Genomic DNA, 23,514 nt, shown 5'->3' with positions numbered 1-23,514 from the left:
GCCCGCCACCGCCCGCGGATTCGTAAATTCCCGCCCGGCCTGGTGGTAACCGTTGGTAAATGCGGACGTGTACAACGTCCGAACTCGAAGCCCTCCGATGAATTTCGCACGGGATTCCCCGGGAGCCACCGGAACGTCAGCGCAGACCGAAGCGACGCGACCAGGCGAACAGATCGCCCGTCGTCGCGTTGCCCCCGCACACCACCAGGCCGAGCCTGGCCCCGTCGCCGACCCGCTCCAGGACCTGCCGGGCGGCCGGCAGCAGGCAGCCGGCCGCCGGTTCGGCCCACACCTTGGCGTGGTCGGCCAGATCCAGCGAGCCCCGCACGGCCTCTCGGTCCGGAACCACCAGAACCTCGGTGACCAGGGCGGAGACATGGTCGTACGTCAGCTGCGACACGGACGGCGCGCAGAGCGTGGAGACGATCGACGACAGGGCGACCGGCAGCGGACCACCCGCCGCCAGCGCCTCGGACATGGCCTGCGCGCCCTCGGTCTCCACGCCCCACACCCGCACCCCGGGCCGGCGGGCACGCAGCGCGGCGGCGACGCCGGCGATCAGGCCGCCTCCCCCGATGCTCACGAGGACGTCGGTGAGCTCACCGGCGTCGGCGGCGAACTCCAGCCCGACCGTGCCCTGTCCGGCGATCACCACCGGGTCGTCGAAGGGGTGGACCAAGGTCAGCCCCTCCTGCTGGAGCCGCGTCATGAGCGCGAACGCGCCGTCCATGTCATCGGTCAGCCGCACCGACGCGCCGGCCGCCTCCGCGATCTCCACGGCACGGGCGGGCGCCGAGCGTGGCATCACCACCGTGGCCTTCACATCGAGAGCCGCGGCCATGACCGCGAGGGCGATCCCGTGGTTGCCGCCGCTGACCGCCACCACGCCCGCGGCCCGTTCCGCCTCGCTCAGCGACAGCAGCTTCGCCGTGGCCCCCCGGGCCTTGAACGAACCGGTGCGCTGCAGCAGTTCGAGCTTCGCGGTGACCGGAGCACCGAGCAACGCCGACAGCCCCGGGCTGTCCATCGTCGGGGTGCGCACGACGTGCCCGGCGATCTGCTCCGCCGCGGCTTCGATCTCCGAGATGCCGATCATGGCAGCCATCCTTCCGGCGCGGGGTCGTGAAACGCGCCGTGTCGAACCCTGACGTGAACAGGGGTCCAGGTCAACGCGGTGTGGGGCGACGGCGTCGGCGTCGGACACCCGCTCGCGTCGCTCAGACCTCGCGCCGCACCAGGTAGCCCAGCAGCGAACGCAGTTCGTCGGCGGCCCGGGCGGTCGACGGCACGTCGGCGAGGGCCGTCTCGACGGCGGTGATGTGCCGCCGGGCCTCCGCCAGGGCCGTCGCCCGGCCGCCCGCCTCCTCGATCAGGGTCGCCGCCGTCTCCGGCGCGTCCCCCGACTCCAGGAGGCCGGCGATCCGGCCGCCCATCGGGGAATCGAGTGCCACCAGCACGGGGAACGTCTTCTTCCCCTCGCGCAGATCGCCGTGGACCGGCTTGCCGGTGACGCGGGGATCCCCCCAGATGCCCAGCACGTCGTCGACGACCTGGAACGCGACCCCGAGATGCCGACCCGCCCGGTCGAGCGCGGCGACCGTCTCGGGGCCGGCACCTCCGAGCACGGCACCCAGGGCGGCCGCGCAGCCCAGCAACGCGCCCGTCTTGTGCTCCGCCATCGCCCGGTACTCGTCGGGCCGCACCCGCTCGGGCCCGGTCCACGGGCGGTCGGCGAACAGCAGGTCGTCCGCCTGCCCGCGCACCAGGTCGCCCAGCGCCACGGACAGGGTCCCCACGGCTCCCGCGCCACCCGGCTCCGCGGCCAGCGTCTCGACGGCCAGGGCGAACAGGGCGTCGCCAGCGAGCACCGCGGGCCCCGTGCCGTAGGCCTTCCACACGGTCGGGCGGCCTCGCCGGTCCGCGTCGCCGTCCATGATGTCGTCGTGCAGCAGGGAGAAGGTGTGCACCAGCTCCACCGCGACGGCCGCGGCCACCCCGGCCCGCTCCGGCGCACCGGCCGCCTCGGCCCCGAGCACCGCGAGCGCCTGCCGTACGCCCTTGCCGCCGGAGGCGACGGCCGGCGCACCGCCGACCTCGCACCAGCCGAAGGAGTAGGCGGCCATCTCACCGACCCAGGGGTGCAGCCGCCCGACGGCCTTCTCCAGGGCGGGCCTGACCAGGGCGCGGCAGCGCTCGAGGACCTGGGGGACGTCGTCGACGCCGGCTGCCAGAACGCCGGCCGTGAGAGCGCCCGGCTCACCCTGCCGTGCCGGCCGTGCCGTACGGAGAGCCTCATGCGCCGTGCCCTGCGGCGTCGGCCGTGCCGCAGCGGAAGCCTCGTGCGCCGCGTCCTGCCGCCGTGGCCGGTCGGCCGCCGGGGGCGATGCCGTCGTGGCGCCCCGTCGTGCCGTCCCCATCGTCGTGGGCGGCGCCGTCACCGTGCCGCCTCCGTCGCCGCCTGCTCGGCGGCCGGTAGGCCGAGTTCCTCGTGGGCCCGGGCCACCATCCGGCGGGCGTGCTGGAGGCCGATGCGCTCCAGCAGGACGGCGAGGTCGGCCAGTTCGGCCGCCGTCTCGGCACGGTCACGGCCCAGGCGGGCCAGGGACTTGGCGAGTCCCAGGCGCGACAGGGCCTCTCCGCGCGGCTCGCTCATCTCACGGAACTCCGCGAGCGCCTGCTCGTACAGCTCCCGTGCCTCGGCGTAACGCCCCGCCCGGTACAGGACGTTGCCGCGCATCTTGTGGTTGTAGGCCAGCGCGCTGGACAGCCGCATCGCGCGGCACGCCGTCTCCGCCTCGCTCAGCAGCTCCAGGGCCCGCTCGGTGTCCCCGTCGCGCACCGACACCACGTCGGCCAGCCCGCGCAGCGCCCAGGCGTGACCGCGCCGGTCGTCGGCCCGGGCGGCGATCTCGGCGGCCTCCTCGAACAGCGCGTACGCCGTGTCGTAGCGCCCGGTGTTGCGGTGCATCTGGGCGATGCCCTCCAGCGCCCACACCGTGTGCCGCGCCTCCCCGCGCCGCCGGGCCTCGGCGAGCAACTGCTCGTGCAGCCGGCCGACGGCCTCGTAGTCGCCCTGGATGCGGCCGGTCTCGGCCAGGCCGGCCAGCGAGTAGCCGCGCACGACGATGTCGCCGCCGCGTTCGCCGAGGTCGGCGGCCAGCTGGAGCAGCCTGCGGGCCAGCCGGAGCGCGCCGCGCTGCCGGGCCAGGGTGCCGCCGCTCCACAGCGCCCAGGCCATCGCCCCGACGTCCCCGGCCTGCCGGGCCGCGCGGTAGCTCGCCTTCCAGGCCCGGTCCGCGTCGTCGACCCGGCCCAGCCGGCGGTGCGCCTCGGCCACCGCGAGTCCGGAACGCGCCGCCTCCCCGGGCTGTCCGGCGCGCTCGGCCGCTCTCAACTGCTCGGTACCGGCGGCCAGGACGTCGGTCAGGGAGGAGTTGACGGACAGAGTGGTGAGCGCGCCCTGGTACTCCGGGGCGAATGCCTTGCCGTACATCGATGCCTTTCGGTCCGTATGCACCCCATCTATACATAGCGCGTATACATGGTGTGCATAGAAGGGTGAAAACCTGCCCTGGCCACAAGGGCCAGGGCAGCACCTGTTGCCGATCAAGACGTCGGCGGGACGGACCGGGTTGCCTGTGAGGCGCAGATCACCTGATGGGTGTTCAGTGCTGGCCGGCTTTGTGCGGTGTCGCCTCGCTCGGCCGGACGACGACGTACCCCTCGCCCTGGAGCAGCAGTTGCACGGCCTCGCCGGAACCGCCGCGCAGCATCGACCCGATGGACTGGGAGCGGTGCAGCGAGGTCTGCAGCCCCGCGGTCCAGCCGACGATCGCGTCCGTGTCGACGTACACCGGGTAGTGCGGCGAGACCGGGATGACGAGTGGATTGCCCTCGCACACCAGGCCCAGCTTGCCGTGCCCCGTGAAGACGCTGTTGAAGAGGCCGCCGCCGGTCATGCCCGCGCCCTTCACTGTCGCGATGCGATACGACAACGTGGCGTCGAAACACAGCACGTTGCGGCCGTTGACCGTGAACTCGTCGCCGGGCTCGACGTCGACGATGAAACAGTTCTGCGCCTCGTGCGCGAACCAGGCCTCGCCCTGCCCGCGCACCGCCATCAGCGGCAGCCCCTCACCGGTGACCGCGCGCTTGAGCATGCCGCCCACGCCCTGGCCCTTGCGTTCGAACTGGAGGTTGCCGCGGTAGGAGATCATCGCGCCCTGCCGCGCGAGCATCTCGCCGTTCACCGTGTACCGGATGCACTTGGCGTTCTCGACGGTCATGCCCGGCGCCACGGCCGGCTGCACCATGTGCTCATTGGAAAAGAGATCACCCTTCATACCGGCATCCTCGCCCGGAGCGATTCCCTCCGCCAAGATCGCGCAGGAGGCCCGGTCGTGAAGCGGCCGGACGTCAACCGCCGAAGAGCTGCGTCCAGTACATGCCGGCCCGCCCGCCGCCGGCGAAGCCGACACCGATGTGGGTGAAGCCGGGTTTGAGGATGTTGGCCCGGTGGCCGGGGCTGTTCATCCAGCCCTCCACGACGTCGGCGGGGGAGCGCTGGCCGCAGGCGATGTTCTCGCCGATGGAACGCCGGGTGGAACCCGCGGCGGCGGCCCGGTCCCAGGGCCGGCTGCCGTCCGGTGCGGTGTGCGCGTAGAAGGCGCGGGCCACCATGTCCGCGCTGTGCGCCTGGGCGGCCGTGGTGAGCGGCGGGTCGGCGGACAGGGGCGGGAGCCCGTGCCGGGTGCGCTCCCGGTTGGTGAGGTCGATGACGGCCGCCGCAGTGGCGGCGAGCCCGTCCGGGGTGAAGGGCCTGGCCCACAGTGCCGTCCAGTAGACGTCACCGGAGGGGCCGTCGTGCACCTGGGCCAGTCCGGCGTGGGTGAACGCCGGGTCGTGCAGGGTGCGCCGGGGCCCGTCCGTGCGCAGGCAGTACGCGACGAACTCGGCGGCCGTGCGCGGTCCGGACACCAGGTGCTCGCCGACGGTGAGATACGCGAACCCGGAACCGATGACACGCTGGTAGACGGAGACGCCGTCGTGCGTCTCGACGCCGAGGCGTCCGGCCGCCGCCATGGCGACGGCATGGACCCGGGCCGCCGACATCAGGCGGGCGTCCAGGGAGAGCGGTGGCGAACCCGCCGTGGCACGGGCGGAGTTGACCAGGGGCAGGAAGCCGTCCGGATCGGGCGCGGCGGTGTCACTCGCGGGAGCGGTGGGGGAGGTGTCGTCCACGACGTCGACGCCGAAGTCCCGTGCGAGTCCCGCCAGTCCGTCGGCGTATCCCTGGCCCAGGGCGCGCAGTTTCCAGCGGTCGCCGCGCCGGTAGAGCTCCGCGAGCAGCAGTACCGTCTCCGGGCCGGGGCGCGGCGGGGTGAAGCGGGCGAGCGTGCGGCCTCCCGCGTCGGTGACGTGCAGCGTGGGGGAGGGCAGGCGGCCGAGGGCGGTCCCGGGGTCGGCGGGGCTCACGACGACGGTGACCCGGGTCGCGCCGGTGCGCAGTCCCGGCGGGTCCACGGTGAGCGCGTCGCCCCGCAGGACGGCTCCCGGAGCCGCCGGCTGGTTGTAGAAGACGAAGTCGCCGTCGTCCCGGACTCGTCCGCCGTCGTCGGTCACGAGCGCGGACACGTCGAACGGCCCGGGCACCCGGACCGTCACCGCACCGCCCGGCAGCGCCAGATTGCCGCCGGGAACCAACTCGCCCATCACGCCGCCCGCCCCTCCCCGCGCATCACGCCGGCCGCCCCTCCCCGCGCATCACGCCGGCCGCCCCTCCCCCCGAGGGATTCGCCTGCCCGGACAACGGCCGCCGGAGCGCGAGGGTTCCCTTGCCGGTCCCGGCTCCCGGGCTGCCGGGCCCCCGGGATGAATCAGAGTAAGACGGTCGGCACGCGGAGCGATCCCGCTTCTTTTATTGACAGCGGAAATTAATCCTCCTACGTTCCGGTCATGCACTCGACACGTCGTGCCGAGACGTTCCCGGCGAACACCCCGGCCGCCTCACAGGTCTTCACCACCGTCCTGTCCCACGGCCCCCTCACCCGGCTGGAGGCCGCCCGCAGGGCCGGACTGTCGCCGGCCGCCGTCACCAAGGCGGTACGGCCGCTGATCGAGGCCGGATACCTGACGGAGGACGCCGACGCGGAGGCCCGTCCGACGCTCGGGCGGCCCGCCAACCCCCTGCGGGTGAACGGCGGCCGGGCCCTGTTCATCGGGGCCAAGGTGACCGGCGACGAGATCATCGGCGTTCTCACCGACCTGTGCTGCCAGGTGCGGATCTCCCGGCACGTGCCCCTGTCCGCCCCGGATCCCCGGGCCGTGCTCGCCGCGCTGGCCGCGCTGGTGCAGGACCTGATGACCGAGGCGCACGGCCTCGGCGCCGGAGTGCTCGGCCTCGGCGTCGCCGTCTCCGGCGACGTGGACCGCGGGGCCGGAACGGTGCGGTACTCGCCCTTCCTGGAGTGGCGTGACGTGCCGCTCGCCGAACTCGCCTGCACCACCACCGGGTTGCCGGTCACCGTCGACAACGACGTACGGGCGCTGACCGTCGCCGAGCAGTGGTTCGGCGCCGGGGTGGGGCTCTCCGACTTCGCCGTGGTGACCGTCGGCGCCGGCATCGGCTGCGGTCTCGTCGTGCACGGCCGGGTCGTCGCCGGGGCCCACGGCGTCGCCGGGGAGATCGGGCACGTCACCGTCGACCCGGCCGGACCACCCTGCCACTGCGGCAACCGGGGCTGTGTGGAGGCCATCGCGGGCGACGCGGCGATCGTCCGCCAGGTCCGCGAGGCCACGGGCCTGACCGTCGCGGACACCGGGGACGCCCTGGCCCTGGCCCACCGGGGCGTCGCCGGAGCGCGGGAGGTGTACGCGAGGGCGGGCGCGGCGATCGGCCGCGGCATCGCCACCGTCGCCAACCTGCTCGGACCCGAACGCGTGATCATCTCCGGCGAGGGCCTGGCCGCCCACGACCTGTTCGCCGAGCAGATCCGCGACGCCTTCGGGGCGGCCGCGTTCGGCTCCGCCGCGCGCTGTGACGTGCAGACCCGCCCCCTGCCCTTCGAGCAGTGGGCACGCGGGGCCGCCGCCACCGCGATCCAGTCCTTCATCAGAGCCGACGAGCAGCGGCCCGGCCGCTGAACCGACCCCGGGAGGTACGGCCCATGCGGTCACCCTCGTACTCCGTCCTGCCCGCACGCGCCCTGAGAGCCCTCGTGGTGCTGGCCCTCGCCGCGGGCGCCGTCACCGCGGCCCCCGAAACACGGGCCGACACCACCGCGGCCCCCGAAGCCCGGGCCGACAGCACCGCGCCCACGCCCACCCTCGCCGCCAAGCCCTACATGGGCTGGTCCAGCTGGAGCATGCAGTCCTCCAAGTACCCCGGCCTCAACCCGGACGGCGACTACAGCTACCTCACCGAGGCCAATGTCCTGAAACAGACCGACGCCCTGGCCGCCAAGCTGAAGAAGTACGGCTACGCGTACGTCAACATCGACGCCGGCTGGTGGCGCGACCAGGCCTGGAAGCCCGGCTTCGACCACTACGCCCGGCAGCAGGCCGACCCGGTCCGCTTCCCGCGCGGCATGAAGGCCGTCGCCGACCACATCCACGCCAAGGGCCTCAAGGCCGGCATCTACCTGCCCGTCGGCCTGGAGAAGGAGGCGTACAACGACGGCAAGTCGCCGATACGGAACACGGACGACTGCACCACCGCCGACATCGTCCACGACGACCTGCGCACCACCAACGGCTGGGACAGCGCCTACAAGCTGGACTTCTCCAGCCCCTGCGCGCAGAAGTACGTCGACTCCCAGGCGCGGATGTTCGCCGACTGGGGCTACGACTTCCTCAAACTCGACGGCGTCGGGCCCGGCTCCGGCAAGAGCGGCGACCAGTACGACAACGTTGCCGACGTGGCCGCCTGGCAGAAGGCCATCGCCGCCACCGGCCGCCCCGTCCACCTGGAGCTGTCCTGGTCCCTCGACATCGGGCGCGCCGCAGACTGGAGGAAGCACTCCCAGGGCTGGCGCATCGACACCGACGTCGAGTGCTACTGCAACACCCTCGTCAGCTGGGAGAACTCCGTCGACGACCGGTGGGACGACACCCCCGGCTGGACCCGGCACGCAGGCCCCGGCGGCTGGAACGACCTCGACTCCCTCGACGTCGGCAACGGCGAGATGGACGGCCTCACCCAGGCGGAGCGGCAGAGCTACGCCACTTTGTGGGCCATCGCCAAGTCGCCCCTCTACACCGGCGACGACCTGACCCGCCTCGACTCCTACGGACTGTCCCTGCTGACCAACCGCGAGGTCATCGTCGTCAACCAGGGCGCCACCCCGCCCGCACGCCCCGTCACCCCGTCCGACCCGCAGCAGGTGTGGGCCGCGAAGAACCCTGACGGCGGTTACACCGTCGCCCTGTTCAACCTCGCCGACCGGCCCGCGGCCGTCACCGCCCACTGGGCCTCCCTCGGCTTCACCGGCAAGGCAGCGGTCCGCGACCTGTGGAACCACCGGAACCTCGGCACCCACAAGAGCCGGATCACCGAGTCCCTGCCCGCCCATGGCTCCCGCCTCTTCACCGTCACCCCGCGCGGCGGCGCCCTCACCACGACCGGCCACGAGGCCGAGTCCGCCGACAACACCCTCTCCGGCAACGCCACCACCGCCGACTGCCCGGCCTGCTCGGGCGACGGAAAGGTCGGCAACCTCTACCTCGGCGGCAAGCTCACCTTCGAGAAGGTCGTAGTCGACCGTCCCGGCACCTACCAGGTCCAGGTCGCCTACGTGAGCGGCGATGCCCGCCCGGTCGAGGTCTCCGCGAACGGCGGCCCCGCCACCTCCCACACGTTCCCCTCCACGGGCGACTGGAGCACCGTCGAGACGGTCGGCCTCCCGGTGACCCTGAAGACCGGCACCAACACGATCACCTTCGACAGCGGTCGGGGCTACGCCCCGGACATCGACCGGATCGACGTCCCGAAGTCGCCCTGACCGGCACGGACGGCACGCCCGTCGAGGGCCGCCTGCACGGCGCCGCCGGCCGCACCACTACGGTGGCGTACGCCGGGACGACCCCGCCCGCACCGACCGACCGGCCGAAGGAGCGCCCGCCGCATGTCCCGCACCACACGTCCCCGTGCCGCCCTGGCCGCCCTCTCCTGCTGCGTGGCAGTGGGCTGCGGGACCGGCACGGCGCCGCAGGGCGACCGGCCGAACCCGCCGTCCAGCGCCCCGGCGGCAGCCGGGCACGGCGTGGTCACCTGGGCCTCCTCCGCCGGTCACATCGGCGAGGCCACCGACGGCCGCGGCTACCGGCTGATGGTGCACACCAGCGTCGGCGGCACCGGTCTCAGGGTGCGGCTGACCAACGCCTTCGGCGACGAGCCGGTGACCTTCGACAACGTCCACGCGGGCCTGCAACGGGACGGCGCCGCCCTCGTCCCCGGCAGCAACAGACGCCTGACCTTCGACGGCGCCCGCTCCGTCACCGTTCCCGCCGGCGGCATCGTCTACAGTGACCCGCTGCCCGGCCACGTCCCCGCCGGGCGCACCCTCGCCGTCAGCCTGTACGTCCCCCGGGCAGGCGGCACGCTCACCGGGCACTGGATGGCGATGCAGACGTCCTACACCACCGACGGCGACCACACCGCGGAGGAGGCTGCGGCGAACTGGAAGCAGCGGGACGGCTCCTGGTCCTACCTCGACGCCGTCACCGTGCGCCCCCGCAAGGGGACGGGTGCCGTGGCCGCCCTCGGCGACTCCATCACCGACGGCTGGCATTCCACGATCGACCGGAACCGCCGCTGGCCCGACTACCTCGCCCGCCGGCTCGGCACCTCCGGCACCGAGGTCAAGGGCGTGGCCAACGCGGGCATCGCCGGGAACAAGGTCCTCCTCGACGGCCCCGGCGAGAGCGCCCTGAACCGCATGCAGCGGGACGCGCTGTCCCTTCCGGGTGTGCGCACGGTCTTCCTCTTCCAGGGCGTCAACGACATCAAGGCCGAGCCCGGCGCCACGAGCGGCGGGCTGATCGCCGGGTACCGCAGGCTGATCGACCGGGCGCACGCGGCCGGGAAGTGCGTCGTCGGCGCCACGATCGCTCCCTACAAGGGCTGGCAGGAGTGGGACCCCGCGGGGGAGGCGGTACGGCAGCGGGTCAACGCCTTCATCCGCGACAGCGGGGAGTTCGACGGGGTCACCGACTTCGACCGGGTCCTGCGCAGCCCCTACGACCCCGAGCGGATGCTCCCCGCCTTCGACGGCGGCGACCATCTGCACCCCAACGACAAGGGCATGCAGGCGATGGCCGACGCCGTCGATCCGCGGAGCCTCGACTGCGGGACCGGCCGGGCCGTCAGCCGGACGCCGAGGGCTCCGGGGTGATCAGGCCCTCGCGGTAGGCGATCGCCACGGCCTCGCCGCGGCTCGACGCGCCCAGCTTGGCGAGGATGTTGGAGACGTGAACGCTCGCGGTCTTGCCGCTGATGAACAGCTCCTCGCCGATCTGCCGGTTGCTGCGGCCGAGGGCGAGCAGCCGCAGCACGTCATGCTCGCGCGCCGTGAGCGTGCCGGCCCGGTCGTCGTCGCCCGAGGCGTCGGACAGCCGGCCGCGCCGCACCAGCGCGTCCACCTGCTCCCGCAGCGGCGTGGCGCCGAGGTCGTCGGCGGTCTCACGGACCGCCCGGGCCTCGGCGGCCGCCTCCTCGCGACGCCCCGCCGCCACCAGAGCCTCGGCGTACCGCACACGGCAGCGCGCCAGCTCGTAGACATCGCCGTAGCCGAACGCCGTCACCGCCTCCGACCAGGCCGCCGCGTCCGGCCCCTCGGTGGCCCGGATCCACTCCGCCTCCGCCCGGGCCAGCCAGGCCTGCCCCTCCGGCCCCTGGGGTGTGCCGTCCTCGCCGTGCGTGGCGACGGCCCGCGCCTGTTCCACCAGTTCGGTCGCGGTGTCGCTCCACCGGCGGGCCCCCGCCTCGTCACCGGTCAGCCGCAGCCCGGTGGCCGCGTCGGCCACCGCGGACAGCGCCAAGGCGGCGAGCCGGACCGTCACGCCCGGGCGGGGGACCGCCTCGTCGGCCAGGGCCGTGACCGTGGACCGCATCCACCGCACCGCGTCCTCGGGATCGCCACGCAGTGCCGCGGCGTCGGTGAGCACGATGCCCGCCACCAGGGTGGCCATCCAGTCGAAGGGGCCCTCCAGCAGCGCACGTGCCCGGTCGGCGGCTCCCAGATCGCCACGCGCCAGCGCCACGTACAGTGCGGGACCGACCGTGTAGCCGCCGGCCGTCTGCGGCACCTCGGGGTCATCGGCCGCCGCCGCGCGCAGGCACTCGTCCCAACGGCCCAGCACATGCAGCACCAGCAGCCGCAGGTACCGCATCTCCAGCGGGTACGTCGAGGACAGCAGCCCGGCCTGCCGGGCCCGGTCCAGGCCCTCGGTCAGCCAGGGCACGCACTCCGACAGGGCACCGGACTCGTAGCAGCCCATCGCCAGGTTGAACAGGGCCCGCAGCTCCACGGGTGCGTTGCCCGAACTCCGGGCCAGGTCACGGGCCTTGACCAGCCGCTCGCGGCCCTCCGGGCCGCGCCGCCCCGCCCCGTCGAAAACGGCCAGTGAGATCAGCAGGTCCGCCCGGGCGTCGGTCACCCCCAGGTGTTCCGCCACGGCCAGGGCCCGGCGGGCGACCCGCAGCGCGGTCTCGTTCTCCCCGACGTGGCGTGCGGCCAGGACATGCGTGGCCGCCGCCCACACCCACGTGCGCGACGGAGGTTCCTCCGGGATCATCGCCAGGGCCTCGCTGCTGTAGGCGAACGCGGCCGTCTGGCTGTCCACGCTCAGCAGGTTCCCCGCGAGGGTGTAGCGGACCCGCGCGGCGAGTTCGGAGTCGGCGTCCTGGCCGAGCTCGGCCAGCGCGGACCGGGTGAGGGCGACCGCGCGGTGCAGCCGACCGGCGTGCGCGGCGGCCGCCGAGGCCCGCAGCGTCAGCGTGACCCGGTCGACGCCCCCGCCCGACGGCCGACTCGCGGGGTCCACCGCCGCCCACAGGTCCAGGGCCGTTTCGAGGTGCCGCTGCTCCTCGGCCGGCGCCCCGACCCGCTGGGCGTGATCGGCGGCCTCCAGGGACGCGGCCAGCGCCTCGGCGAGGTCGTGGCTCTCCCGGTAGTGGTGGGCGCGCTCGGCGGCACTCTCGGCGAGGTGCCCGCGCCCGGCGAGCAGCCGTGCGAACGCGCCGTGCAGACGCGCCCGCTCCCCGGGCAGCAGATCGGCGTAGACGGCCTCACGGGCGAGGGCGTGCCGGAAGGAGTAGGTGTCGTCGTCCCCGGCGACGAGCAACTGCCGCCCGACCGACTCCCGCAGCGCCGACTCCAGCTCCGCCTCCGGCAGCCCCACCGCCTCCCGCAGCAGGTCGTGTTCCACCCGGCGTCCGGCGACGGCGGCGGTCCGCAGCACCTGCTGCGCGGTCTCGGACAGCTGCTCGAAACGGATCAGCAGCACATCGGCGAGCCCGCTGGGCACCCCGCCCGACTGCGTGTCGGTCGCGGCGAGCAACTCCTCCGCGTAGAAGGCGTTCCCCTCGGCCCGTTCCACGATCCGGCGCACCGTGGCGTCGGGCAGCGGCCCGGGCTCCAGGGCCCGCACCAGCCGGTCCACGTCGGCATCGGCCAGCGGCCGCAGCTCCAGCCGCTCGACCGGGGGCAGCCGTATCAGCTCCGCGAGCAGCGGCCGCAGCGGATGCCGGCGGTGCAGGTCGTCGGCCCGGTACGAGGCGAAGACCGCCAGCCGGTGCCGCAGCACGCCCCGGCCGAGGAGGAACCGCAGCAGGTCCCGCGACGACTGATCCGCCCAGTGCAGGTCCTCCAGGACGAGCAGCAGCGGCGCGACCTCGGCGACCTCGGCCAGCAGCCCCGCCATCCCCTCGAAGAGCCGCAACCGCCCGTCCACGTCCCGCACGGAGTCGGACCCGGCCCCCAGCAGCCGCTCGACCACGGGATGGGCGGCGAGAGCGCCGGCGAACCGCTCGTCGGCGGCAAGCACCCCGAGAATCTCGGTGAACGGCAGATAGGGCAGCCCGACGTCGCCGAGATCCACGCAGTGCCCGGTGACCACGGTCATCCCGTCGTCCCGGGCGCGCCCGGAGATCTCGTCCAGCAACCGCGTCTTGCCGACGCCGGCGTCTCCGGCGAGAAGCACGGCCCGCGCCTCGCCGGCCCGTGCGCGTTTCAGCAGGCCCGAGAGCCGATCGAGTTCGGCTTCCCGTCCTACGACCGGCGTGATGAATGAAATCCGGGGCACTCGACCAACTCTCCTGGGGGCGCGGGACAGTGACATTGTGCGGCTCCGCCGCGTGGCCGCGCCCGACCACCTACCACCTGCTGCCACGCATCGGCGGGACAGCCTCGAGCTCCTAGGCCCGCAACACCTTCGCCCAGTCCGCCGGCACCCGTCCCGCCGGCCCCGGCGCGGGCTGATCGGCCGGATGACTCACCGGCGCGGCCAGCTCCGGCCCGCCCTCGTACAACTCGTTCGTCGCATAGTCCCAGTACCAGTCCTCACCCGGCTCGAAGCTCTGCACCAGGGGATGCCCGGTCTCCCGGAAATGCCCCGTCGCGTGCTTCGCCGGTGAACTGTCACAACATCCCACGTGCCCGCACTGCGCACACCGCCGCAGGTGGAACCACCACCCCCCGGCCGCATCACACTCCGCGCACCCGCTGCCGCTCGGCGGCACGCTCGGGTCGATGCCGTTCTCGCCACTCATGCAGACTCCTCCTCGACCGCCGTCAGCGGAAGCAGTACTTGGAAACGCGTGTCCCCCGGCTCCGACTCCACCTGGATGCTCCCGTGGTGCTTGTTGACCACGATCCGCCAGGAGATGTCGAGTCCGAGCCCGGTCCCCTCACCCACCGGCTTGGTGGTGAAGAAGGGGTCGAAGATCCGCCCCCGGTCCTCCGCCGGGATTCCGACGCCCGTGTCACGGAACTCCACCAGCAGCCGGTCGTGGTCGGGGGCCGTCCGCACGGTCAACGTCCCCTCCCCGCCCGCGCTGTTCATCGCCGCGACCGCGTTGTCGATGAGGTTCGTCCACACCTGGTTGAGTTCGGCGGGGTAGGCGGGGATTTTCGGCAGCGTTCGGTCGTAGTCCTTGACGACCTTGATCTGCTTGCCGATCTTGCCCGACAGCATCAGCAGGGTGGAGTCGAGGAGTTCGTGCACGTCGGCGTTCTGGAAGGGCGCCCGGTCGAGCTGCGAGTACTGCTTCGCCGCGTCGACGAGGTGCGAGATGCGGGTGGTCGAGTCGTTGATCTCGTCCATCAGCAGCTCGGTCTCGACGGTGTAGTTGAGCCACCCGATCGCGCTGGGCAGGATGTCCTCGTCCACCGCCGCCGCGATCTGCTCCAGCCAGTCCACGTCGAGACCGGCCTGCACGAACGTGGGCGCGATCCGCCAGCCCTCCGGGATGCCCTGGTCGTCCAGCCAGTCGGTCACGGCGTCCTCGCGGTCGGACGCCTCCAGCGGACTCAAGCCCGGTGCCTTCGCGACCCGTTCGGCCGTGCGCTCCTGGATGTCGATGAGGTTGGCCATGACCTCGGGGGAGTAGGAACCCTGCGCGATGATCGCCAGCTTGTGGCGCATCTTGCCGACCCGCTCCCGCAGGGTCGCGGTCGCCCGGACGGCCGCCGCGGCCGGATTGTTGAGCTCGTGCGTCAGGCCGGCGGACAACGAGCCCAGCGCCAGCAGACGTTCGCGCTGCCCGATCGCCCGCTGGGTGCTCTTCGAACCGAAGAACAGCCCCTCCAGCAGATGCACGGCCATCGGGAACCACTCCTGCATGATGCCCGCGAAGGTGTCGGCGGGCAGCACGAAGAACCGCGTCGGCTCCGTGACGCGCATGGAGTTGTTGTAGACCTGCCGCACACGGTCGCCCAGGTACGCCTGCATGGATCCCGCGTACACCCCCCGCTGGGAGGTCCGGGTCACCTCCACGTCGTCCCCGCCGACCCGGCGGTACAGCACCACCGAACCTTCGAGCATCACGTAGAAGCAGGTGGCGGGCTCGCCCTCCGTGTACACCGGCCCGGGCTCGAAGCGCTCCACCCGCCCCTCGCTGCACAGCCTGCCGAGCTGCTCGGGCGTGAGCTTCTCGAACAGGAACAGCGCGCCGATCTCCTGCGGGTTGCACGGCACCGACTGCCCGCTCATGACTGCTCCAGGTACCGGTGGACGAGCATCACGGCCATGGCTCCCTCTCCGACGGCGGACGCGACCCGCTTGGCGGACTCGGAGCGGGCGTCGCCCGCCACGAACACGCCGGGCACGTTGGTCTCGAGGTGGTACGGCGGCCGGTCCAGCTCCCAGCCCTCCGGCGGGCGGCCGTCCGCGCTCAGGTCGGGCCCGGCGAGGATGAACCCGCGCTCGTCCCGCAGCACCGTGCCGTCCAGCCAGCCGGTCAGCGGGGCCGCGCCGATGAACACGAACACCCACTGCGCGTCGACCTGTTCGGTCTGTCCGCTGTCCGCGTCCCGCAGGGTCAGCCGCTCCAGGTGGCCGTCGCCGTGCGCGGCCTCCACGACCGTGCGGGACCGGACCTGGATGTTGGGGGACTCCTCGATCTGCTGGATCAGGTAGTGCGACATCGACGCCGACAGCGACTCGCCGCGCACCAGCAGGGTCACCGACTTGGCGCCCCGGGACAGGTACATGGCCGCCTGCCCGGCGGAGTTGGCGCCTCCGACGATGTACACGTCCTGGTCCTGGCAGGACGGGGCCTCCGTCAGGGCGGACCCGTAGTACAGGCCGCAGCCGGTCAGGTCCTCGCAGCCGGGCGCCGCCAGCTGCCGGTAGGACACGCCGGTCGCCAGGATCACGCTGTGCGCGGCGACCGCCGAGCCGTCGGAGAACCGCACGATCCGCGCGGCGCCGTTGACCTCCAGGGCCGTCACCTCGCGGGCGGTGAGGATCTCGGCGCCGAACTTCGACGCCTGCCGCCGCGCCCGGTCGGTGAGCTGCGCCCCCGACACGCCGTCGGGGAAGCCCAGGTAGTTCTCGATGCGCGAGCTCTGCCCCGCCTGCCCGCCGGTCGCCGACCGCTCCACCAGCACGGTCCGCAGCCCTTCGGAGGCGCCGTAGACCGCCGCGCCGAGCCCGGCCGGGCCGCCGCCGATGACGACCAGGTCGTAGAAGTCGGCCGTCGGGGTCGTCGCCAGACCGACCCGGGCGGCGAGGTCCACGGCCTCCGGCTCGACCAGCGGTGATCCGTCCGGCGTGATCACCACCGGCAGTCGCATCCCGTCCTCGCCGGCCGCGGCCAGCAGCCGCCGCCCCTCGGGCTCGTCGGCGGAGTACCAGCGGTACGGCACCTGGTTGCGGGCCAGGAACTCCCGCACGTCCGAGGAGCGCGACGACCACCGGTGCCCCACGACCTTGGTACTGGGCACGGGCCGGAAGTCACTGGTCTTCCACGCCTGGAGCAGGTCGTCGAGGACCGGGTACAGCTTCTCCTCGGGCGGGTCCCACGGTTTGAGGAGGTAGTGGTCGAGGTCGACGACGTTGATCGCGTCGATCGCGGCGTTGGTGTCCGCGTACGCGGTCAGCAGCACGCGCCGGGCGCCCGGGTAGACGTCCAGGGCCTGTTCGAGGAACTCGATGCCGTTCATCTGCGGCATCCGGTAGTCGGCCAGGATCACCGCCACGAGATCGCCGCGCAGCTTCAGCTCGCGCAGCGCGTCCAGCGCGGACGCGCCGGACTCCGCCCGCACGATCCGGTACGACGCGCCGTACCGCCGCCTCAGGTCCCGGGCCACGGCCCGGGAGACACCCGGGTCGTCGTCCACGGTCATGATGACGGTCCGCGCCGTATCGGCGGCCTGTGCCATACGTCCCCCACGCCGGGCGGTCGACTCACGGCACGGCGCCCCGGAGCACCGCGCCGACCTCCGCCCATCGTATGTTCGATCGCCGCGCAGCGCCCGGATACGGGGATCAGCTGTGGAAGGCCCCCAGCACGCAGAACTCGTTGCCCTCCGGGTCGGCGAGCGTCACCCACGGCTGTTCGCCCTGCCCGATGTCGGCGTGCCGGGCGCCGAGCGCCAGCAGCCGCGCCACCTCGGCCTTCTGGTCGTCGGGCCGGAAATCGAGGTGGAGACGGTTCTTGATCTTCTTACGCTCGGGCACCGAAGTGAAGAGCAGTCCCGGCGTCCGGTCCGGGGTGGGCCGGATCTCGAACTCGTCGGGTTCGTCGTTCACCACCACCCAGCCCAGAGCCTCGGCCCACCAGCGCCCGAGCGTCTCGGGATCGGCCGAGTCCACCATTACCTGTTCCCACTCGAGTGACATGCGCGCAGTGTAGTGAAGACTGATCATGAGCACGCAGTGATTTTCGACGAGGGGAGACAGCCGGATGACACGCCCGATCACCGCAGGGGTCGACGGATCGCAGGAGAGCCTCGCCGCCCTGGCGTGGGCGGCGCGAGAGGCGGTGCGGCGCGGCTTGGCGCTCCGGGTGGTGCACGCCTGGCGGGTCCACTCCCAGGAGGTGATCGAGGCGGGGATCGCCGGGGACGCGGACAGCCAGGCCGAGTGGGTGCACGGCGCGGTGACCGAGGCCGTCGGGACCGTCACCGAACGGCATCCCGACCTCGCGGTGACCACCGACGTCGTCGAGGGCCCGGTGGCCGACACCCTGGTCGCCGCCGCGGCGGACGCCGAGATGCTGGTCCTCGGCTCGCGCGGGCACGGCCGCATCGTCGGGTTCCTGCTCGGCTCGGTCGGCCAGCAGGTGATCGCCGCGACCACCCGGCCCGTGGTGCTCGTCCGGGCCGGCGACCAGCCCTCGTCCGAGGCCGCCGGGCGGGAGGTCGTCGTGGGCCAGCAGGGCGACCCGGAGGACAGCGCCGACGCACTGCGCTTCGCCTTCGAGACGGCCGCCGCGCGCGGGGCGACCGTGCGGGTCGTACGCGCCTGGAACCTGCCGCCCGTCTTCGCCTACAGCCCGGGCTCGCTGAAGCTCCTCGACGAGGCCGGGGGACTGGAACCATACGAGAGGAAGAGCCTGGCCGCCGCGGTCCGGCCGTGGCGGGAACGCTTCCCCGACGTGCCGGTCGAGGAGCACGTGGAGATGGGCAGCGCGAGCCAGGTGCTGCTGTCGGTGGCCGGGACGGCCCAGCTGATGGTGGTCGGCCGCCGGGCCCACCGCACGGCCGCCGGGGCCCGCATCGGCTCGGTGGCCCACGGAATGCTGCACCACGCGGACTGCCCGGTGGCGGTGGTGCCCCACGCGTGAGGGCTCCGGCCCCTCACTCCGCCGTCGGCTGCAGCGTCCTGCTCGCCTTGGGCAGGATGTTCGCGATGTAGTCCTCGACCGCGGTCTCGATGCCGATGTCGTGCTGGGCGTGCTCGGACATGTACCAGCGGTGTTCGAGGAGCTGGTGGTAGATCTCCGCCGGGTCCATCGCACCGCGCAGTGCGACCGGCACGGCCCGCACGGTCGGCCGGAACACCTCCCGCACCCAGCGGTGGGCCAGCACCTCGGGGCGGGCTCCGAGGGGGTCGCCGGGCGCGTAGTCGTCCTGGGTCGCCATCCAGCTCTCCAGGTCGTTCAGCAGCCGCCGGGCCTGGTTCTCCTCGGTGTCGAGACCGGTCAGGCGCAGAAGCTGGCGCTGGTGGTGGCCCGCGTCGACGACCTTGGGCACGAAGCTGACCGTGTCGCCGTTCGAGGCGTGCTCGATCTGCATCTCGGCGACGTCGAAACCGAGGTCGTTCAGGCGGCGGATCCGGCGTTCTATGTAGTGGTACTTGCCGGCCGGGTAGACGGAGGCCCGGGTCAGCTCGTCCCACAGGCCGCGGTAGCGGGCGCAGATCTCCATGCCGAACTCGATCGGGTCCACGGACGGGTGCAGCGCCCCGGACGCCTCCAGGTCCAGCAGCTCCCCGCTGATGTTCACGCGGGCGAGATCGAGGTCGTACTCCCGCTGCCCGGTGCTGAGCTGCGGGTGCAGGTCACCGGTCTCGGCGTCCACGAGATACGCGGCGTAGGCGCCCGCGTCGCGCCGGAAGAGGGTGTTGGACAGCGAGCAGTCGCCCCAGGCGAACCCGGCCAGGTGCAGGCGCACCAGGAGCACGGCGAGCGCGTCCATCAGCCGGTGCATGGTGGCGGGGCGCATGGTCGTCTCGAACATCGAGCGGTACGGCATCGAGCCACCCAGGTGCCGGGTGACCAGGACGCTCTCCAGCGGGGCGCCGCTGTCGTCGGTGCGGCCGGTGACCACGGCCAGCGGGTCCACCGCGGGGATGCCGATCCGGTCGAGGTCGCGCAACAGCTCGTACTCGCGCAGCGCGGGCCGCTCGGCCAGCTCCTTGACGGCGATCACCTCGTCACCGGCGCGGGAGTAGCGCACCACGTGCCGGGAGATGCCGCGGGGCAGCGGGACGAGGTACTCCTCGGGCCAGTCCTCCAGGGGAAGGTGCCACGGCAGTTCCAGCAAGAGCGCGGGGTGTTCGGGGTTGGTCGCGTTGATCTGCAGTGCCATGCGCCCGGTGTCCTTGTCTCGCCGCCGATCGTGGCATCACTCTAAAGGGCGCGTTCCCGGGCCCGCCGAGCGGCGTCGCGCACCGGCCCGCGGTGCAGCGGCCCGTGTCCGGGGAGCAGCAGCTCGCCCTCCAGCTCCGCCAGGACGTCCAGGGAGGCCAGGGCGCGGGGCCGCTCGTGGTGGAACATGTCCGGCAGCAGCTGCGGTCCCTCGACCCGCGAGGTGGGGTGTCCGCTGACCAGGGCGTCCCCGGAGATCAGCACTCCGGTGCCGGGCAGGTGGTAGGCGCAGTGCCCGTCGGTGTGACCCGGGGTGTGCACCGGCACCGGCCGTCCGGGCAGGTCCATCGCGCCCGCCGTCGGGAACGCCCGCGGAGCCGTCACCGGGACGGGGGTCGTGCCGCCCGAACGCAGCGCGTGCACCGCCCACGGCAGCACCCCCGGCCGCCAGCCGTTCCCCAGTACCGTCCCGACGGACACCTGGTGCAGGAACTCCCGGCGCGCGTGCGGCACTTCGGCCTCGTGCAGGTAGACGGGCGTGCCGTACGTGGCGCGCAGGTACTCCGCGCTGCCCAGGTGGTCGTTGTGCGCGTGCGTGATCAGCACGGCGGCGACCGCCTCCGGGGAGCTGCCCACCTGCGCGAGCGAGGCGAGGACCTGCTCCCGGTCACCGGGGTAGCCGGTGTCGACCAGTGTGACGGCGTCCCCCTCCGTGAGGATCACCCAGTTGGTGTTCGAGCCGTGCACCAGGTAGGTGCCGTCCGCGACTTGCTGTACGTCCGCCCGCATGATCGCCCGCCTCGTGTGGTCCCGGTACCGGCCCGACGGGAGAAGACAAGCAGATCCCGCTGCGGACGGAATCGCCGGGTCCGCCGCAACGGAGCCATGCGGCAGGGGCGTTCACGTGCTCAGCGCACGCCGTGCGGACGGAACTGGATGCTGATGCGCGGTTCCGTCGCCCGGGCGCTCTTCGGGATCGAGTGCTCCCAGGTGCGCTGGCAGGAGCCGCCCATCACGACGAGGTCCCCGTGGCCCAGTGGGCGGCGCACGGTGTCCCGGCCCCCGCGCAGCGGGCGGAGCAGTAGATCACGGGGTGCTCCGACCGACAGGATCGCGACCATCGTGTCCTCGCGCGCCCCGCGTCCGATCCGGTCGCCGTGCCAGGCGACGCTGTCCCGGCCGTCGCGGTAGTAGCACAGCCCGGCGGTGGTGAACGGCTCGCCCAGCTCCTCGCCGTAGTGGGCGCTCAACGCGTCCCGTGCCTCGGCCAGCACCGGGTGCGGCAGCCGGTCGTCCACGCCGTAGAACGCGAGCAGGCGGGGGACGTCGACGACGCTGTCGTACATCTTGCGCCGTTCCGCCCGCCACGGGACCTCGGCGGCCAGTCGTTCGAACAGTTCGTCCGAGCCGCCGAGCCACCCGGGCAGCGTGTCCAGCCAGGCGCCGAAGCCGAGGTGGGTACGGCTGATCCCGTCGAGAGAGCCGAGGCGGAGCTCGTCGGCCTGGTCGAAGAGGGAGCCCTGGAGGTGCATGCAGTCAGCGTACCCCTTAATCGAAAATATGTTCCATGAACGGTTCGCTCTTTCGATACATCGGTGTATCCAATACAGTCCTGTATCGAAAGGAGGGTCGGGCATGGCTGTCGATGGAAGGACCGGGCGCGTGACCAGGCGTCGTGTCCACACCCGCGCCAACCTCCTGGACGCGGCGTTCTCCGTGTTCGCGGCCAAGGGTTTCGGGCACGTCTCGATCGAGGAGGTCTGCGAGGCCGCGGGCTACAGCAGGGGCGCCTTCTACTCCAACTTCTCCAGCCTCGACGAGCTCTTCTTCGCCCTCTACCGCGAGCGGGCCGACCTGATCGCCGAGCAGGTCTCCGGCGCCCTCGCCCTCGACGGGCCCGACCTCGACGTGCCCGCCGCCGTGGACCGCGTCACCGACGTGCTGCTCCTCGACCGCGACTGGCTCCTGGTGAAGACGGACTTCCTCGTGCACGCCGCCCGCGACCCGGAGGTGGCGCGCAGCCTGCTCGAACACCGCGCACGGCTGCGGCAGGCCATCGCCGAGCGGCTGGGCCGGGCCCGCGGCCACACCGCGCTGCCCGCCGTACTGGGGGACACGGACGGCGCCGCCCACGCCGTGGTCGCCGCGTACGACGGCGTCACCACGCAACTGCTGCTGGACCGGGACCTGGACCACGCCCGCGCCTGGCTGAAGCAACTGCTCACGGCCCTGCTGACCGATGGCAGCGGCACCCTCGATCACACGAAGAACTGAAGAAGGGAACGGTCGCCATGGATGCCGATGTCATCGTCGTCGGAGCGGGCCTCGCCGGCCTGGTCGCGGCGCACGAACTGACCAGCAGGGGCCGGCGGGTCGCTCTCGTCGACCAGGAGAACGCGAGCAACCTCGGCGGCCAGGCCTTCTGGTCCTTCGGCGGGCTGTTCCTCGTCGACTCACCCGAGCAGCGCCGCCTGGGCATCAAGGACTCCTTCGACCTCGCCTGGAGCGACTGGCGGGGCAGCGCGGGCTTCGACCGGCTCGAGGACGAGGACTCCTGGGCCGTGCGCTGGGCCCGTGCCTACGTCGAGTTCGCCGCGGGGGAGAAGCGCTCCTGGCTCGACGGGCACCACATCACGTTCCTGCCCACCGTCGGCTGGGCCGAGCGGGGCGACCTCACCGCGCACGGACACGGCAACAGCGTGCCCCGCTTCCACGTCGCCTGGGGCACCGGCACCGGAGTCGTCGAACCGTTCGTCCACTATGCCAAGCAGGCCGCCCGCGACGGGCTGCTCACCTTCCACCACCGTCACCGCGTCGACGCGCTCGTCGTCGAGGACGGCACCGCCCGGGGCGTGCGCGGCACGGTCCTGGCCGAGGACCCCTCACCCCGGGGCGTCGCCTCCAGCCGCGACGCGATCGGCGAGTTCGAACTCACCGCCCAGGCCGTCATCGTCACCAGCGGCGGCATCGGCGCCGACCACGACATCGTCCGCCGCTACTGGCCCGAGCGCCTCGGCACCCCGCCGCGCGAGATGGTCACCGGCGTTCCCGCCTACGTCGACGGGCGGATGCTCGACATCAGTGCCGAGGCGGGCGTCCGGCTGGTCAACCGCGACCGCATGTGGCACTACACCGAGGGCCTGCAGAACTGGGACCCGATCTGGCCCGGCCACGGCATCCGCATCCTGCCCGGACCGTCCTCGATGTGGTTCGACGCCCTCGGCCGCCGCCTGCCCGGGCCCTTCCTGCCCGGCTACGACACCCTCGGCACCCTGAAGCACCTGCGCACCACCGAGGACATCGCCGGATACGACCACTCCTGGTTCATCCTCACGCAGAAGATCATTGAAAAGGAGTTCGCCCTGTCGGGCTCCGAGCAGAACCCCGACATCACCGCCAAGGACCGCGCCGGATTCCTCAAGGAACGCATCCTCGGCAAGGGCGCGCCCGGACCGGTCGACGCGTTCCTGCGCAAGGGCGCCGACTTCGTGACCGCGTCCACCGTCGAACAGCTCGTCGGGAAGATGAACGAACTCACCGACAAGCCGCTCCTCGACGCGGCCGGGATCAAGCGCCAGATCGAGGCCCGCGACCTGCAGATCGCCAACCCCTACGCCAAGGACGCCCAGGTGCAGGGCATCCGCAACGCCCGCCGCTACATCGGCGACCGCCTCGGCCGGGTCGCCACCCCGCACCGCATCCTCGACCCGGCGGCCGGCCCGCTGATCGGCGTCAAGCTGCACGTCCTCACCCGCAAGACCCTCGGCGGCATCCAGACCGACCTGGACTCCCGCGCCCTCGGGACCGACGGCAAGCCGGTCGAGGGGCTGTACGCGGCCGGCGAGGTCGCCGGCTTCGGCGGCGGCGGCGTCCACGGCTACAACGCCCTGGAGGGCACTTTCCTCGGCGGCTGTCTCTTCTCGGGCCGGGCGGCGGGCCGGGCGGCGGCGAAGCAGACCGCCTGACGGACGCGGGCGCCC

The 23,514-nt window shown here is 72.8% G+C and carries 19 protein-coding genes; 6 read left to right on the top strand and 13 right to left on the bottom strand.

Annotation, left to right across the window (positions count from 1 at the left end; genetic code table 11):
• Nucleotides 1-136: 136 nt before the first annotated feature.
• From IE153_RS23550 to IE153_RS23530, 5 genes are all read right to left on the bottom strand, one after another.
• Nucleotides 137-1,096 (bottom strand): threonine/serine dehydratase family protein, encoded by a 960-nt coding sequence (locus IE153_RS23550; RefSeq protein ID WP_189591807.1) that lies wholly within the window; start codon nucleotides 1,094-1,096, stop codon nucleotides 137-139.
• A gap of 121 nt (nucleotides 1,097-1,217) precedes the next feature.
• Nucleotides 1,218-2,438 carry a polyprenyl synthetase family protein gene (locus IE153_RS23545; protein ID WP_229829128.1) on the bottom strand — a complete coding sequence of 407 codons (1,221 nt, stop codon included), beginning with the start codon at nucleotides 2,436-2,438 and terminating at the stop codon, nucleotides 1,218-1,220.
• Nucleotides 2,435-3,493, bottom strand: coding sequence for a tetratricopeptide repeat protein (locus IE153_RS23540; RefSeq protein ID WP_189591806.1), 1,059 nt, complete (start codon nucleotides 3,491-3,493; stop codon nucleotides 2,435-2,437). Before IE153_RS23540 ends, IE153_RS23545 begins: the two co-directional genes overlap by 4 nt.
• A gap of 172 nt (nucleotides 3,494-3,665) precedes the next feature.
• Complete coding sequence (locus tag IE153_RS23535; RefSeq protein WP_189591805.1) at nucleotides 3,666-4,343, bottom strand: AIM24 family protein; 678 nt, start codon at nucleotides 4,341-4,343, stop codon at nucleotides 3,666-3,668.
• Between the two features lie 73 nt (nucleotides 4,344-4,416).
• On the bottom strand, nucleotides 4,417-5,712 hold the full coding sequence (locus IE153_RS23530; protein WP_189591804.1) for a CAP domain-containing protein: 1,296 nt from the start codon (nucleotides 5,710-5,712) through the stop codon (nucleotides 4,417-4,419).
• A gap of 243 nt (nucleotides 5,713-5,955) precedes the next feature.
• On the opposite strand from IE153_RS23530, the gene IE153_RS23525 reads away from it, so the two are divergent.
• The 3 genes from IE153_RS23525 to IE153_RS23515 all read left to right on the top strand — a co-directional run bounded on the left by IE153_RS23525 (nucleotide 5,956) and on the right by IE153_RS23515 (nucleotide 10,391).
• Entirely contained in the window at nucleotides 5,956-7,143 is a 1,188-nt protein-coding gene (locus tag IE153_RS23525) for an ROK family transcriptional regulator (protein ID WP_189591803.1), read from the top strand.
• Nucleotides 7,144-7,166: 23 nt separating this feature from the next.
• Nucleotides 7,167-8,999: an alpha-galactosidase D gene (locus IE153_RS23520; protein ID WP_189591802.1), complete on the top strand. Its 1,833-nt coding sequence runs from the start codon at nucleotides 7,167-7,169 to the stop codon at nucleotides 8,997-8,999.
• A 123-nt stretch (nucleotides 9,000-9,122) separates the two neighbouring features.
• A complete protein-coding gene (locus IE153_RS23515; protein ID WP_189591801.1) occupies nucleotides 9,123-10,391 on the top strand; it encodes an SGNH/GDSL hydrolase family protein in 1,269 nt (422 codons plus the stop codon).
• On the opposite strand, the gene IE153_RS23510 is transcribed toward IE153_RS23515, so the two are convergent.
• The 5 genes from IE153_RS23510 to IE153_RS23490 all read right to left on the bottom strand — a co-directional run bounded on the left by IE153_RS23510 (nucleotide 10,363) and on the right by IE153_RS23490 (nucleotide 17,343).
• Nucleotides 10,363-13,338: a helix-turn-helix transcriptional regulator gene (locus IE153_RS23510; RefSeq protein WP_189591800.1), complete on the bottom strand. Its 2,976-nt coding sequence runs from the start codon at nucleotides 13,336-13,338 to the stop codon at nucleotides 10,363-10,365. The two genes, IE153_RS23515 and IE153_RS23510, sit on opposite strands and share 29 nt — an antisense overlap.
• 76 nt (nucleotides 13,339-13,414) lie before the next feature.
• Nucleotides 13,415-13,768: a UBP-type zinc finger domain-containing protein gene (locus tag IE153_RS23505; protein ID WP_189591799.1), complete on the bottom strand. Its 354-nt coding sequence runs from the start codon at nucleotides 13,766-13,768 to the stop codon at nucleotides 13,415-13,417.
• Nucleotides 13,765-15,210, bottom strand: coding sequence for an ATP-binding protein (locus IE153_RS23500; protein WP_189591798.1), 1,446 nt, complete (start codon nucleotides 15,208-15,210; stop codon nucleotides 13,765-13,767). Before IE153_RS23500 ends, IE153_RS23505 begins: the two co-directional genes overlap by 4 nt.
• Nucleotides 15,207-16,883 (bottom strand): FAD-dependent oxidoreductase, encoded by a 1,677-nt coding sequence (locus tag IE153_RS23495; RefSeq protein WP_189591797.1) that lies wholly within the window; start codon nucleotides 16,881-16,883, stop codon nucleotides 15,207-15,209. Before IE153_RS23495 ends, IE153_RS23500 begins: the two co-directional genes overlap by 4 nt.
• Nucleotides 16,884-16,989: 106 nt before the next feature.
• The gene (locus IE153_RS23490) at nucleotides 16,990-17,343 is read right to left on the bottom strand and encodes a VOC family protein (RefSeq protein ID WP_189591796.1); all 354 of its coding nucleotides are present in this window, start codon (nucleotides 17,341-17,343) and stop codon (nucleotides 16,990-16,992) included.
• 64 nt (nucleotides 17,344-17,407) lie between these two features.
• Between IE153_RS23490 and IE153_RS23485 the strand changes: the two genes are divergently transcribed.
• Nucleotides 17,408-18,289 (top strand): universal stress protein, encoded by an 882-nt coding sequence (locus IE153_RS23485; protein WP_189591795.1) that lies wholly within the window; start codon nucleotides 17,408-17,410, stop codon nucleotides 18,287-18,289.
• A 13-nt stretch (nucleotides 18,290-18,302) separates the two neighbouring features.
• On the opposite strand, the gene IE153_RS23480 is transcribed toward IE153_RS23485, so the two are convergent.
• The 3 genes from IE153_RS23480 to IE153_RS23470 all read right to left on the bottom strand — a co-directional run bounded on the left by IE153_RS23480 (nucleotide 18,303) and on the right by IE153_RS23470 (nucleotide 21,066).
• Entirely contained in the window at nucleotides 18,303-19,535 is a 1,233-nt protein-coding gene (locus tag IE153_RS23480) for a DUF4032 domain-containing protein (RefSeq protein WP_189591794.1), read from the bottom strand.
• Nucleotides 19,536-19,576: 41 nt separating this feature from the next.
• On the bottom strand, nucleotides 19,577-20,323 hold the full coding sequence (locus tag IE153_RS23475) for an MBL fold metallo-hydrolase (protein WP_189591793.1): 747 nt from the start codon (nucleotides 20,321-20,323) through the stop codon (nucleotides 19,577-19,579).
• 119 nt (nucleotides 20,324-20,442) lie between these two features.
• Nucleotides 20,443-21,066 (bottom strand): alpha-ketoglutarate-dependent dioxygenase AlkB, encoded by a 624-nt coding sequence (locus IE153_RS23470; protein WP_189591792.1) that lies wholly within the window; start codon nucleotides 21,064-21,066, stop codon nucleotides 20,443-20,445.
• Nucleotides 21,067-21,169: 103 nt separating this feature from the next.
• Between IE153_RS23470 and IE153_RS23465 the strand changes: the two genes are divergently transcribed.
• Both IE153_RS23465 and IE153_RS23460 read left to right on the top strand, forming a co-directional pair.
• Nucleotides 21,170-21,808 (top strand): TetR/AcrR family transcriptional regulator, encoded by a 639-nt coding sequence (locus IE153_RS23465; RefSeq protein WP_189591791.1) that lies wholly within the window; start codon nucleotides 21,170-21,172, stop codon nucleotides 21,806-21,808.
• Between the two features lie 17 nt (nucleotides 21,809-21,825).
• The gene (locus IE153_RS23460) at nucleotides 21,826-23,499 is read left to right on the top strand and encodes an FAD-binding dehydrogenase (RefSeq protein WP_189591790.1); all 1,674 of its coding nucleotides are present in this window, start codon (nucleotides 21,826-21,828) and stop codon (nucleotides 23,497-23,499) included.
• The last annotated feature ends 15 nt before the right edge of the window (nucleotides 23,500-23,514 follow it).

The sequence above is a fragment of the Streptomyces massasporeus genome, assembly GCF_014648995.1.
GTDB lineage: Bacteria > Actinomycetota > Actinomycetes > Streptomycetales > Streptomycetaceae > Streptomyces > Streptomyces massasporeus.
The sequence above is the reverse complement of the archived record's forward strand: the minus strand, read 5'-3'. Positions and strand labels throughout refer to the sequence as shown.

Coding starts and splice junctions, on each gene's coding strand:
- IE153_RS23550 (WP_189591807.1), bottom strand. CDS start 1,096: ATGATCGGCATCTCGGAGATCGAAGCCGCGGCGGAGCAGATCGCCGGG.
- IE153_RS23540 (WP_189591806.1), bottom strand. CDS start 3,493: ATGTACGGCAAGGCATTCGCCCCGGAGTACCAGGGCGCGCTCACCACT.
- IE153_RS23535 (WP_189591805.1), bottom strand. CDS start 4,343: ATGAAGGGTGATCTCTTTTCCAATGAGCACATGGTGCAGCCGGCCGTG.
- IE153_RS23530 (WP_189591804.1), bottom strand. CDS start 5,712: ATGGGCGAGTTGGTTCCCGGCGGCAATCTGGCGCTGCCGGGCGGTGCG.
- IE153_RS23525 (WP_189591803.1), top strand. CDS start 5,956: ATGCACTCGACACGTCGTGCCGAGACGTTCCCGGCGAACACCCCGGCC.
- IE153_RS23520 (WP_189591802.1), top strand. CDS start 7,167: ATGCGGTCACCCTCGTACTCCGTCCTGCCCGCACGCGCCCTGAGAGCC.
- IE153_RS23515 (WP_189591801.1), top strand. CDS start 9,123: ATGTCCCGCACCACACGTCCCCGTGCCGCCCTGGCCGCCCTCTCCTGC.
- IE153_RS23510 (WP_189591800.1), bottom strand. CDS start 13,338: ATGTCACTGTCCCGCGCCCCCAGGAGAGTTGGTCGAGTGCCCCGGATT.
- IE153_RS23505 (WP_189591799.1), bottom strand. CDS start 13,768: ATGAGTGGCGAGAACGGCATCGACCCGAGCGTGCCGCCGAGCGGCAGC.
- IE153_RS23500 (WP_189591798.1), bottom strand. CDS start 15,210: ATGAGCGGGCAGTCGGTGCCGTGCAACCCGCAGGAGATCGGCGCGCTG.
- IE153_RS23495 (WP_189591797.1), bottom strand. CDS start 16,883: ATGGCACAGGCCGCCGATACGGCGCGGACCGTCATCATGACCGTGGAC.
- IE153_RS23490 (WP_189591796.1), bottom strand. CDS start 17,343: ATGTCACTCGAGTGGGAACAGGTAATGGTGGACTCGGCCGATCCCGAG.
- IE153_RS23485 (WP_189591795.1), top strand. CDS start 17,408: ATGACACGCCCGATCACCGCAGGGGTCGACGGATCGCAGGAGAGCCTC.
- IE153_RS23480 (WP_189591794.1), bottom strand. CDS start 19,535: ATGGCACTGCAGATCAACGCGACCAACCCCGAACACCCCGCGCTCTTG.
- IE153_RS23475 (WP_189591793.1), bottom strand. CDS start 20,323: ATGCGGGCGGACGTACAGCAAGTCGCGGACGGCACCTACCTGGTGCAC.
- IE153_RS23470 (WP_189591792.1), bottom strand. CDS start 21,066: ATGCACCTCCAGGGCTCCCTCTTCGACCAGGCCGACGAGCTCCGCCTC.
- IE153_RS23465 (WP_189591791.1), top strand. CDS start 21,170: ATGGCTGTCGATGGAAGGACCGGGCGCGTGACCAGGCGTCGTGTCCAC.
- IE153_RS23460 (WP_189591790.1), top strand. CDS start 21,826: ATGGATGCCGATGTCATCGTCGTCGGAGCGGGCCTCGCCGGCCTGGTC.